Origin of the sequence: Flexilinea flocculi (genome assembly GCF_001192795.1) — a bacterium.
Lineage (GTDB): Bacteria > Chloroflexota > Anaerolineae > Anaerolineales > Anaerolineaceae > Flexilinea > Flexilinea flocculi.
In genome coordinates, this window is sequence record NZ_DF968180.1 from 339533 (window position 1) to 351957 (window position 12425).

13 protein-coding genes are annotated in these 12425 nt (G+C 42.1%); 1 reads left to right on the forward strand and 12 read right to left on the reverse strand.

The genetic code is table 11. The features are described from left to right. Positions 1 to 175 precede the first annotated feature (175 nt). From ATC1_RS03540 to ATC1_RS03570, 7 genes are all read right to left on the reverse strand, one after another. On the reverse strand, positions 176 to 1735 hold the full coding sequence (locus ATC1_RS03540; protein WP_152024211.1) for a hypothetical protein: 1560 nt from the start codon (positions 1733 to 1735) through the stop codon (positions 176 to 178). Positions 1736 to 2093: 358 nt separating this feature from the next. Continuing rightward, positions 2094 to 2834 (reverse strand): hypothetical protein, encoded by a 741-nt coding sequence (locus ATC1_RS03545; protein WP_062278439.1) that lies wholly within the window; start codon positions 2832 to 2834, stop codon positions 2094 to 2096. An 18-nt stretch (positions 2835 to 2852) separates the two neighbouring features. Next, positions 2853 to 3503, reverse strand: coding sequence for a hypothetical protein (locus tag ATC1_RS03550; RefSeq protein ID WP_062278441.1), 651 nt, complete (start codon positions 3501 to 3503; stop codon positions 2853 to 2855). A gap of 184 nt (positions 3504 to 3687) precedes the next feature. Further along, complete coding sequence (locus tag ATC1_RS03555; protein ID WP_062278443.1) at positions 3688 to 4344, reverse strand: GDSL-type esterase/lipase family protein; 657 nt, start codon at positions 4342 to 4344, stop codon at positions 3688 to 3690. Then, a complete protein-coding gene (locus ATC1_RS03560; RefSeq protein WP_062278445.1) occupies positions 4341 to 4907 on the reverse strand; it encodes a 4Fe-4S single cluster domain-containing protein in 567 nt (188 codons plus the stop codon). Before ATC1_RS03560 ends, ATC1_RS03555 begins: the two co-directional genes overlap by 4 nt. Further along, the gene (locus ATC1_RS03565) at positions 4908 to 5129 is read right to left on the reverse strand and encodes a DUF2997 domain-containing protein (RefSeq protein WP_062278447.1); all 222 of its coding nucleotides are present in this window, start codon (positions 5127 to 5129) and stop codon (positions 4908 to 4910) included. It abuts the gene before it with no gap. 223 nt (positions 5130 to 5352) lie between these two features. Further along, positions 5353 to 6921 (reverse strand): Hsp70 family protein, encoded by a 1569-nt coding sequence (locus tag ATC1_RS03570; RefSeq protein WP_062278449.1) that lies wholly within the window; start codon positions 6919 to 6921, stop codon positions 5353 to 5355. Positions 6922 to 7192: 271 nt separating this feature from the next. Here ATC1_RS03570 and galK point away from each other — a divergent pair, with 271 nt between their 5' ends. Continuing rightward, the gene (galK, locus tag ATC1_RS03575; protein WP_062278451.1) at positions 7193 to 8353 is read left to right on the forward strand and encodes a galactokinase; all 1161 of its coding nucleotides are present in this window, start codon (positions 7193 to 7195) and stop codon (positions 8351 to 8353) included. A gap of 161 nt (positions 8354 to 8514) precedes the next feature. Here the strand turns inward: galK and ATC1_RS03580 are convergent, their stop codons facing one another. The 5 genes from ATC1_RS03580 to rnhA form a co-directional block, all read right to left on the reverse strand. Next, the gene (locus ATC1_RS03580; protein ID WP_062278452.1) at positions 8515 to 9570 is read right to left on the reverse strand and encodes an SGNH/GDSL hydrolase family protein; all 1056 of its coding nucleotides are present in this window, start codon (positions 9568 to 9570) and stop codon (positions 8515 to 8517) included. Further along, the gene (locus tag ATC1_RS03585; protein ID WP_062278454.1) at positions 9567 to 10016 is read right to left on the reverse strand and encodes a divergent PAP2 family protein; all 450 of its coding nucleotides are present in this window, start codon (positions 10014 to 10016) and stop codon (positions 9567 to 9569) included. The genes ATC1_RS03580 and ATC1_RS03585 overlap by 4 nt, the downstream gene beginning before the upstream one ends. After that, a complete protein-coding gene (xseB, locus tag ATC1_RS03590; RefSeq protein ID WP_062278988.1) occupies positions 10006 to 10230 on the reverse strand; it encodes an exodeoxyribonuclease VII small subunit in 225 nt (74 codons plus the stop codon). Before xseB ends, ATC1_RS03585 begins: the two co-directional genes overlap by 11 nt. 16 nt (positions 10231 to 10246) lie before the next feature. After that, the gene (xseA, locus tag ATC1_RS03595; protein ID WP_062278986.1) at positions 10247 to 11461 is read right to left on the reverse strand and encodes an exodeoxyribonuclease VII large subunit; all 1215 of its coding nucleotides are present in this window, start codon (positions 11459 to 11461) and stop codon (positions 10247 to 10249) included. A gap of 158 nt (positions 11462 to 11619) precedes the next feature. Beyond that, positions 11620 to 12072, reverse strand: a complete 453-nt coding sequence (rnhA, locus tag ATC1_RS03600; protein WP_062278456.1) for a ribonuclease HI — start codon at positions 12070 to 12072, stop codon at positions 11620 to 11622. Positions 12073 to 12425 lie beyond the last annotated feature (353 nt).

Here is a 12425-nt window from a genome sequence, read left to right on the forward strand (position 1 = left end):
AGATGCTCAGGGGAACGCACATGGCAAATTGTCATTGCGAGGAGGGCGCCAGCCCGACGAAGCAATCTTAAGTATTAGAGAAAAAAAGCCTTAATATACATGGGGATAAAAGATGATTTATCCTAAAGGAACAAACTCCAATCATCTTTTCCACATTTGGTATTGCCGAATTTATTCATAAATTACCAAAAATATACACATTTTCCACATATGCTTTTGCATGATTGCAAATGCCGCTGAGAAAATTCTGGACGTGATCCCAGGTTAATGCATATTGATAAGCTGCTGTGATCCGCATGGCATTCTGGATACAGCCGCTGCCTGAATAATAATTGGCTATTGTAAATTTCCATAAATCTTCGTAGGATGCGGTGTGTTCGCAATCTGATCCAGTAATATTTTGGATGATCTGGTTGACTTGTGCTGCGCTCGCTCGAATCACAGCACCAAGCAGATCGATTTCTTCATACGTTCCAATTTTTTGCAGAGCACTACCGCGCAATAGTTGTTGTTCCATTGCTGGAAGCTCTGAATATTGGATCTCACATCGATCGGCTTTTTGTGGAAAAACAGCTTTGCAGAGCTTCATATAATAGGGCGTATTCCAGCGCAGCAGGAGGTCAATACCATTCTCCGTGATCATCCCCAGTCCGTATTCGTTATCAATTTCCGAATACGGCCAGAATTGTGATTCCTGCGCAATCATACCCTTGATGATGCGCGGTGGAACATGATTCCGAATTCCTGATTCAAAGAGCAAATCGTTATATTGATTCTGCATCGTAAAGATCATGTCAGCACTTACTTTCTCGCCGCATCCATTTGCAGATCCATCGCTCATGAGGCCATAATTATTGCAATGACTGGTATCCACCAATCCATGCGTAATAATCTTTCCAGCTAAAATGCTCAGATGAAAGGTGGTTGTAAGAAAATCAGATGAGAATGGCGCTTCATAGATCTTTTGATTTTGCAGGTTAAGCTGAGGAAAGACTTGCCAGATATCCGAACAGAAGGGAGCTGCTTCCGGATATGCAGTACTGATCAAATCAAATTGGTATATCGGACTGCTTGAATTTGAAACAATCGCAGCCCGATATTTAAAACGGTCATGGACTCCTTGTATCCCATCCGGAGAAAGTGACCAGAATTCCACCCATTTCCCTTCTTCACTGGTGATTGGTAGTTCCATCTGACATTCATCTTCAGCACATTCACCTTCAAAAGTACCAATTTTGATACGAACGGTGGATGATGGGTCATTACGGTCCGATGATTTGTTTTGGAAAATCACAACCGGAAGTTGGTTACAGCGGTCGGAAGGTTCACAACCGTGAATGAAGAAAAGGGGATCCTTCGTTTCAAGCATGTTCTGTTGATCCGGGTCTGAGACCTGTTTCTGCCAGATCTTTCTAAGAAAAAGGCCGCTGCAATCATTTACATTTTCAGAACGAAAAAACGGATGGCTGCAAGCCGGTGTGGTGTACCATAAATTCGCAATTTCTTTCCCGCATGCTGCTTCAATCTCAAAAGATGAAGGGATTCCATCTCCTTTCACAGTGATGTTACATGCAGGTTCCTGATTCGCCCAAAACGCTAATTGCCAGACGGTTTCCTGTTGTGTGATGGAATGTGCGCAAGTTTTACTTCCAAACGACAGGAATATAGCCAAACAATAGATTCCCGCAGCGAATTTAGGAAAATGATAATGGATGAATTCCATAAATCTGTTCATAAAGCAACTGATAATAATTATAAAAAATCTTGCAATACTAATTAAAATAGCAAGTATATTAGATATTATTATACAGGATAGAACTATTGTTAAGCGTCGAAAAAGCTGTAATTCAAGCTTCGGGAAACAATAATTGTTTCAAAATCAGCACGCTGGAAATCTCCATTGATTTCATATTCGAGGTATTCATGCAGGGTTTGCGGATCAAGGAATTTAGAAAAAAAAGATGTCCGAAAATTGCTTCGGACATCTTTTTTTGATTCAAAAACTTCATACCAACAAGTTTTACCCGATTGATTTGAATAGCAAGTCCATATTTTGAATTGCTGTATCAAATCAGAATTTTTTACAGATAAAATTATTTTGCCAGATAGCTGAAAGAACCGCTGCCTCCTCCGATCAGGCTGCCTGAAACACCATCATATAGTTGAAAGTAAAAGGTATGATATCCCAGGTCTTCGCTACCGTGTGCGGCAATCGAAAATGCCCGTTTCCCACCAGGAACGACAGGCTCGTAGGTTGTATCGACAATCACGTTAGGGGAATGACCGGTATAGGTGCCCGATGTTGCTACATTGCGCATTTCGATCAAAGCCGGCCAGACGGTATCCCCGTCATTTTCGAACACCACATCGATATTGAAGAGGACATTTGGAGTATATTCTGTCTCAAACGTCTTGAGTTCCCCTTGATCACCACCTACCGTGTAAGCGTAGGAGTTGACAAATTTTGCATGCACACCTTTATAACTGCCATCGGGATTGGTTTCTCCGGTTTTTATCGCGGTCTTGGTGGGCGCTGCAACAGTGGGAGATGCGATGGCAGTGGCTGATGCAACCGTCGCAGTTGGAGCTGTTGTGGGTGGTATTGGTGAACTGGCTGCAGCATTCGATGGATTTCCCAATTGTGATAATACCCGAGCCTCAACAGTTGCAACAATGGAATCCATCATTCCTTGCGGGTTAATGGTTTGGATCACGGAATCGACAATCAGATTTTGTTCATCCATTGTCAATTGAGGTTTTGGGGTTGCCGCCAATGCCATAGCGACTGTCAAAGCGGTTATGATAACACCGATGAAAAAAATATTCTTTTTCATAAAACTCCACGTAAAAAATTACTGAACTGTCCAATAGCAGCTTTGATATCCGTTAGTGAGGATATTTCCGCTATCATCGGTCAGCGCAAATTGTGAGTAATGACTGCCTAATTCGTGACCTGCCATATTCTGGTTAAAGCTGAAACAAGCCTTCTGCCCGTTAGATACCGTTTTTCCAAGCAGAACCGATTGCGGAGAAGTGGAACCACCATCATTTACTATCACTTTACAGGAAAAGTTCTGGTTCCATGTTCCGGAGCCCTGGTTTTCATAACATACTTCCAGATAGAGTTGGTCGAATGGAACATAGGCGGATTGCACGCCACCGCCCTTTTGCTGGACATAGCAGCTTTTATTCCCTACTGAATAATAGGGTAAAGTTTCTTTAGTGGCTGTTGGCGGAATCGCAGGCAGCGCACTGGTAGCAGTAAATGCCGGTGTGGGAGTGTCGGTAGGTAGCGGTGTTGCGGACGGGTGGAGGATTGCATCCTGGGTTTGAGTCATCGCAAGGATTACGGATGCGGTTTCTTGTGCCGCCTGCATCATCTCTGCTTCACTCATCGTCGGCGTTTTTGTTGGATCATGCGGAATATTTCTGCAGCCTGAGAACAGCAATGCAGCAAAAATCAACATCGTAAAGAGTCGGTTCATTCTTTTATTTATGTTCATGATGCTTTCTTTCTCCCAAAACCATCGGGCTGAATCGCGAATAATAGCAATTTTATCACATACAAAAAAACAGCTTTTAAGCAGCGATGCGAAATATCAAAAAACATTTCGAATCAATTGATAAAACTTGTTATTGTGTTGTTCTTGTGTTCTGTGCAAAAGCTACTAAATAACTAATTTTCTCTCATTGTTTATTTGGAAAAAATGGCCGGATGACGTCAGTCCAAATCTGGTACCCTTCGGCCATGAGGTGGAGATGATCATTCGAAAGCTGGTCTTTCAACGCACCCTGTTCGTTAGCCAGGTGTGAGAACAGATCAATAAATTCATATCCATAGGAACTTGCAAGTTCTTCCAGGTTTTTATTGAGGCGGATAATACGTTTGGAAAAACTCTTGTGCCGCGGAAAAATCGACTGAATGTATACTTTTGTCAGTGGAGTTTTCTCGCGAAATTCCTGAAGAATCATCCGATAGTATTTTATAATAAATCGGTCGTTGTGAGAGAGCCAGAAACCTAAATCGTTCGTCCCGATCAGCAAGAAAACGATTGACGGCTTTCCCTCAATAATCTGATCTATGCGCTTGTAAACGCCTTTGACTGTATCAGCGCTGATGCCGCGATTTTTTACCGGATATTCCGGAAAGATTTCTTCCCAAGGGCCGAAATCTGTAATGCTGTCTCCCAAAAAGACAATATCCCCGGGTTGAATCGGGAATTTTCGAAAATGATCAACTTTTTGATAATAGTAAGCGCTAATCAGATGTCTCTCAATAATTTTATATAATAAATAGGCTGAAATGATAAATATAAGAATATATAAAAAGATCTGTTGTATCATTGAATTCCCTCAATCCTGCCTAATCCGCTCATGATGATGGTTCCATTTTCCTGGATAAATATCTCATTGGTCATAAGATTATTAAAATCTTCTTTCTGATAACGGCTGCTTAATAAGAAAAGTTTCTGATTGCCTGATGCACAAAACTGATTGTAATCAGGTTGCACATCCTTTTGATAGGGGCCGCTGATCAACACATCAGTATTTTTCAGGCATGCGCGATACAGAGGTACCGTATCAAGCAGCGTTTTCTCGTAACCACTGAAAATGAGTACCGACAGCAAGGTTGTTTGTTTGATTTCAAGAAGCAGACAGTTTAGTGCCTCTGCCTGAAGGAAAGGTTCACCGCCGCTGATGGTAATGCCTTCAATATCGCTGCCAAGTCTCATAATTTCTTGCATAAGTTTAGTCACTGACATCCGATAACCTTGGTGCATCGGATGGGTTTGCGGATTACAGCATCCCGGACAATTTTGCAGACAACCTTGCGTCCAGATAACTGCCCGAATTCCTGGCCCGTTCGCGCTGCTTCTCTTCAGAAAGTAATTCAGCTTCAAATCCATCTATTTTCGAACGATTTTCACATTTTCCTTTTTTAGAATGTTCATTGCAATCGGCTGATCAAAAAACTCGGGCGTCATTTCCCGACTGGCAATATTATCTCCTAAAAGGGCTTCTAATCCAGCTGTCGAATCAAGGCAGGTTCTTCCAGGGATGCCGCGTACATGAATCTGGATCTTTCCATTTTCCCCGATGATAACTTCGATTTCTTCTAAATTGATCATGATTCACCTGTTCTTGCCTAAAGCCCGCTTTTTATTGCTTCAGTGTAATTTCCTCTTCAATCGATTATATCCGTTTTCTGACGGGCACAATTCGATTAACGATTCGTAATAAAAACTTGTTTTTTGAGTAAGGGACGAAAACTTGTGGTTGTGTTGTTTTTGCTCTCAGCGGAAAAACAACACAATAATAAATAATCCCTCTCATAATTCGAATCGTTGCAAATCAGGTGAGTCTGATCACTGGAAATCGCGAAAATACTTTCTCGCCGTTTTTCAAATCGAAAGCAGAAATCAGCAGCATCTTATTGCTGTCGATTTCAAACTCAACTGAAAAACGTGCTTCTCCCTTTGCAGCAGGTGGATTGGCAACCAGAAATGAAGGGGTTTGTTCATTCATCCAATAAAATAAGTGGGAATCATTTTCTTCTTGTTCTGTCGGAAAAATCCGGACTTCACCATTTTCGTTGAACATGATTTCAAAGTGACCAGATGGGAATGAGGACTGGCTGCTGATTTCGTAAATTGCCAAGCCGAGCAAAGATTGCTGATCGAAGGCTGCTTTGATGGTCAGTGTTGATATGGGTTCCAATGTTGGATAGCGAGTACGTCGCTTGATGATCGTGTGAAACGCGTACGCTCCATTGGCGGGATTCCGGTAGCGAACTGCGTATTCATGTTGAATAAAATCAAAAATCTCCAGACCTCCGGCAAAACAGGCCGCTCCGCGGGCTACAGCTCCCATGGGCTCTCCAAAAGCCATTTTTTCTATTCCAAATTGATCAATCAGTGTTTTTTGGATCATTGGAATCAGACAACTTCCACCAACCGGAATGACTTTCTTGATTGATTCAACCGGATAACCGTGATCTGCCGCTTGCATCACTGCATCCTTGACGAGTCGATGAACCGATTCAACAAGCTGGTTCTCCGACAGGATATTTTCCAGCTTTTTCCTTGTAAACAGGTTGGTTATCGTCCTCTTATTGGAAAGAGTGAATGCATATTCAACAGACTCTTGTGCGGATAATTGCTGTTTCACTTTTTCACACAGGCTTAATAGAGTGCAACTGTTTTGTATCACTTCAGGTTGATGCGGAGATAATCCGTTTTCTCTACAAACTTCTTCGTAAATCCATCGATCGATGACAGCTCCACCGATGCTGCATCCCGCTTTGCCCAGAATTCTGCAAAATCGATTACCTGATCCCTCGGATTCCTCAGCTATAGTGATAGCTGTCTGCATTGTACTGCCACCGAAATCAAACAAGAGGAAAACTTCCCCGGGATGAACTTTTTCTCCATAACCTGCAGCAGCTGCAGATGCCTCATCTACGATACGAATTCTTTCTGCGTGATGTCGATCGGTTAAGGACATTAACCAATTTTGATAATACTCAAAGGACTCGATGGGAACGCTTAGTGTAATTTCATCAGATTGGAAGGTATATGTATCTGTTGCTGCAAGTTTCAGCGCATTCAAAAAATCTTCGGCTGCTTGTTGCGCATTGATTCTCATGTTACCAATTTGAATTTGATATGGACTGCGTAAGCTGATGTATCGTTTCATCCACCGAAATGTGTGCGGAGAGGAAAGCAAATTACGGGAGATGATTTGATTGCCAATGAGCTGATTCCCATCGGATTCATAATGAATCAGAGATGGAATCAAAAAATCAGAGCCATCGCTGAATTCCGGTAGGGAGATGGTTTCTGTGGTCTGTAACGCTTCGTTCCATAGCGCCAGGACGGTGTTCGAGTTTCCAAAATCAATCGCCAGTTTGTTTTCTGTCATCCTTACAATTCTACCGGAAACCTTGAACCTGTCATCTCAATAATTTGAAATATGAAAAGAATTCAGTGCTCTTCTGACAGTTTTACTGAAACCGCAAAACTGACGGAGTGTAAAAAAAAAAGCAAACCATTTAACGCTCTCCTTTTATGAATCGCAGACAAGATTGGGGAAAACGACATGAAATAGAAAAATTACTGTAGAATTGTCTTGAAAAAGTAAGCGCTAAAAATACTATTTTGTGAAACGATTTCTTAAGTGAAAGGATACCCTTATGCTTGAAAATGTCATTGCTGCATTCCAAAAAGTTTATCATTGTGAACCGGATTTTGTTCTCCGTTCTCCCGGGAGGGTTAATCTGATTGGTGAACACACCGATTATAATGACGGGTTTGTATTTCCACTGGCGATCAAATATGCGCAATGGCTGGCTATCCGAGCAAACGAAAAACCAGAAGTCAAACTGCATTCCGTAAATTTGGAAACCGACGGCATTTTTTCACTTGCTGATTTTTCACAGAAAAGTGAAGGCTGGATTCGATATCCTCAGGGGATTGCTTATACATTGTCCCAAAATGGATATAAGCTGACAGGGTGGGACGGATTGTTAATGGGCGATTTACCGATTGGTGCAGGACTGTCTTCTTCCGCAGCATTGGAAATGGTTGTCGCACGAGCATTTTCTTTGCTGGGCGGTTATTCATGGGACCCTAAGAAAATGGCTTTACTGGCTCAAAAAACTGAAAATCAATGGGTAGGCATGAATTGCGGAATTATGGATCAGCTTATATCCGGATGCGGCGAAGCCGGGAAAGCGGTTTTAATTGACTGCCGTTCTTTAGACCTTTCTTCGTATATGCTGCCAAGAGGAACGGTTATCGTTGTCATGGATACCATGGTAAAGCATTCTCTGATTTCTTCCGCATATAACGAACGGCGAGAACAATGTATGGAAGGTGCAAAATTCTTTAAGCGGCAAGTACTTCGTGATGTGTCCATGGATGAATTTGCTGACAGAAAAAATCAATTGTCGGAAGTTGTCATGCGGCGTTGTCAACACGTTCTAAGTGAAAATTTGCGGACGCTTGAAGCAGCGAAATGTATGGAAGCGAACGATCCAAAACGACTGGGATGGCTGATGAATGAAAGTCATGCAAGTCTTCAACACGATTTTGAAGTATCCTGTGAAGAATTGGACATCATGGCGCTGGAATCACAAAAACTGGATGGGTGTTTTGGCGCCCGAATGACTGGCGGCGGTTTTGGGGGTTGTGCCATAGCACTGGTGGCAGCTGATAACGCAGACCATTTCCAAATGCAAATATCCGAAATCTATGAAAAGAGAACGGGTATCAAACCGAATATCTTTATAACTGAAGGCGCTCAGGGTACGTCGGTTGTATTCAGTAACTCAAAATTTGATCAAACCATATAAAAAAATGAATTGCTTATTGTTGTGTCGTTTTTAAGTTTCAAGCCAAAAAAAGCACAACAATAAGCAATACTTCCCTTATTTTTAATCCATAACTGCATAGTACATGCGAAAGATCGAGCAAGGCTAAGTTGATCGATACTATCGTGAAAACCAACGCTGATTCAGGGATTCAGTAGATGCCAAACGCGGTCTAGAGCTTGAAGAGCAGTCAAATTACGGACAGTCCAACCGTAATTTTGGAGATCAGAGCCGGAAAAATTACATAGCGATGTTTGATTGAATGTCGGATGAACATCTCCTTCTCTTAATCCATGATTGGGGAGGGAATCCATCGCTCGCCAAAGATTCCAGCATGGAACCTCATATTCTATTGACAAACGGGCGATCACGCTGTTAAAACTGTCATCTCCCTCTAAATTGTCAGCTTTGGTCACCAGGATTGGAACGATAAAACGATCTAATGTTTTCTGAATCAAAGAGCGCAGATGGGATTCGAAAATGTCGATGCGCATAAAAGCGTCGTTGGTTCCAAGGGCAATGAATGCGATCGATGGTGTCCAGAGTCTATATTCACAGGTTGTTGCCGATTCATACGGCCAGCAGATGTCGTCCTCATACCAGTGATATCCGTCCAGATCAAGCGCTGTCGCTCCATTTTTTGTAGCACGGGATTCACGAGAAAACGACCATTGAAATTGCTGGATGGTCTCTTCCAATGATGTATAAGAACCGATAGCGTATCCTTTTTCACCGTAATCAAAACAGGACAGAAATGACGGCATGACGCTGTTGGAATCACCAACCTTGCTGAATGCGGCTGGATTATTCCCTTTTTCTAAACCGGTCCGGTATATATCAATCATTTTTTGACTGATTGTCTGCGGTAAAATTGGCCAATTCTTCCAATCTGCCGGATCAAGTGCAACAATCGATGCAACGGTCTCCGGAATTGCGGTTGGAGTTGGCTGGATCTCGGGCAGCGCTGTCGCAGCAGGAGTGTGATCGGCTTGTGCCACAACCTGATCCAGCATGGATTGCATGCGGGTCTGCTGAGCAGAAATCGTCGAAGTTTCATCTGCATGTACACGCCGGATTTTGCCATTCGCGGTAAAAACCAGCAAAATACCAAAAACAATCATCAGGAATATAACGCCCGCAATGAGTGTGGACAAAGCGTATCTTTTTTTCTTTTGCTGCCTGTTTGAATACTTTCTCATACCATCAGTCTCACTACAATGAAAGCAACAATAATTCCCCAGAATACGCCTGCGTATACTTGACGTGGTGTATGTCCGATTACTTCTTTGAGCAATTCTTCATTAATCTGCTGGCGATTAAAAACATCACGAATTAATTGGTTAATACGCTGCGCATGCAATCCGGATTGCCATCGCACATTTGCCGCATCATAGGTCACGATGATTGTAATTACCAGCGCGACTGCAAAAGTTGAAGTATTAAAACCCTCTGTTAATCCAATTGCTACCGCTGTTGCTGTTGACATCGAGGAATGAGAACTGGGCATACCTCCGCTGTCAAGTAAAAGGAACCAGTCCCATTTATGGTTCATGAGATAATGAAAAAAAGGTTTCAGTAATTGTGCTGTTAACATCGCAAAAAAACCGGCGATCAATGCCGGATTATGAAGTAATTCAAGAAGCATTGCCTTGATCCTGGTTCATTTCATCGATGGTTCGGATTTTGTTTTCAGCGGTATTAAGATGTTGATCGCAAATCTTCAACAGATCTCTTCCTTCTTTAAACAGCGTTAACGCCTGTTCAAGATTAACCGTCTCATTTTCAAGTTTTTCTACAATTTTCTGAAGCTTTGAAAAAGCTTCTTCAAAAGAAATGATATCGTCTTCTTTTTTCGTCATTTTTCTGCCTTTATTGTCATTGAATGGTTGCTTCAACATTTCCATCCGCCATCAGAATTCGTACAGAATCCTGCGGCATCAATTCAGCAGCGGAAGTAACCAGACCTTTTCCTTTTTTTTCTATCAATGCATACCCTCTTTTTAGGACAGATTCCGGATTTACAGCCGCAAGGCGTTGATCTATTGCTGATAAACGCAGCCTTTCCTGCTGCAGGATATGATTCAGGCATTGCATCAATCGGATCTGCAATTGATCGACTGATTGTTTTTCCTGCTGAATCTGGCGAAATGGTGCGCGGAGTTCCAGTCTGTGGGCTAAAAGCTGAAGATCGCTCCGATTGGTTTGAATTTTATCCCGCATACAGTTAGTTAACTGCATGCTCAATGCATCCAGATATCCGCGAATTTCCTGAATATCCGGTGTCGCTGCTACTGCAGCGCCGGTTGGTGTCGGCGCTCTTAAGTCAGCTACAAAATCAACCAGTGTAAAATCTGTCTCATGCCCGATACCACTGATGACCGGAACAGGACTTTCCGCAATTCTGCGGACAAGGAATTCATCATTAAATGCCCAGAGATCCTCGATGGAGCCGCCGCCCCGACCGATGATGATTACGTCAGGATGCTCTTTTTCCAGTCTCTCGAAAGCATTGAATAATGCTGCAGGCGCTTCAACACCCTGAACTGCAGCCGGCGACAGGAGTATCGGCGCAATCGGCCAGCGCTTTTGGATTGTGTTCAACATATCCTGCAGAGCGGCGCCGGTGAGCGATGTCACAATACCGATGGTCTGCGGAATTTCCGGGATTTTTATTTTACGTTCTGCGTCAAATAAGCCTTCTTTTTCCAGTTTATCTTTTAAACGCAGAAACTCTTCAAATAATTTGCCCAGTCCTGCTGTACGGATTTCATCAGCATATAGCTGATAAATTCCTTCCCGTTCATATACGCTGATTTTTCCATGCGCCTCTACATCATTTCCGTTTTTTAAAGCAGAATTCGCTGCTGCAGTCAGATTACTGCGCCAGATGACACATTTCAGACTGCTTTTCGCATCTTTGAGTGTAAAGTAAGCATGTCCTGATACGGGGATGGATAGGTTGGAGATCTCGCCGCGAACCCAAATGTCTTCTAAAATTGGATCCCGTTCCAGCAAATTTTTGATTTGCCGGTTGATATCTGAAACCGATAAAGCTGGCGTACCTAACGAGAGAAAAGATTGATTCAGCATATTAAAAAGTATAACATTTGCATATGGAAATCTCACAAAACCAACAATTCGGAATATGGATTTACATTTCGAATCAATCAACAAAGATTTTATTTTATATTTCAAATCGTTGTTTTGAAAAGCGGTCTCTTTTGATTTGAAACATGCGATGAAGGAGATTATTGCTGAAATTTTGCAGCAGCTGCAACGGCAAGTTCATCGCACCGATTGTTCCAGGGATTCTCTGCATGTCCTTTCACCCAGATCATTTTTACATCATGAACTTGCAGAAGCTGGAAAATTTTCTCCCATAAATCGACATTTTTAACCGGATCTTTCTTGTTGCGCATCCAATTGTTCTTTTTCCAGCGATTCAGATATCCCCCTTCCACCATATCAACGAGATACTTGGAATCGGAGTACAATGTGACTTCGCAAGGTCTTTTTAGTGCCTGTAATCCTTCAATGACAGCCATCAATTCCATCCGGTTATTGGTTGTATGAGGTTCCCCGCCGGATATTTCTTTTTTCTTTTCGTTAAATAAAAGAATCGTGCCATATCCGCCCGGACCTGGATTCCCTTTACATGCTCCGTCAGTGTAAATTAATACTTTCGATTTTGTTTCTGTCATTAAAACGAATTATCCTGTCTTTTTTGCACCTTCAACATAAACCAGCAATTCGAATTTCAAATTGCTGCTGGCAATTTTTTGCCTGCCATAAATGGCTATATTCTATCATCGATCAGTTTTTCCTAATTCTTTTTTTATTTTATTCAAACTGTTGAAAAAAGAGATAATAATAGTTGTTGCGTTGTCTTTGCGCGTCCGCGCAAAGACAACGCAACAACTATTTATCCTTCCGATAATCGAATTGCTGAAATGAAAAACGATAAATTGAATATAATCTTTGTTGATGATAATTGATTTCTAAAAATTTTATTTGCAATGGAAAAACAGGTCGAAGAAATCCGGGTAATTATGAG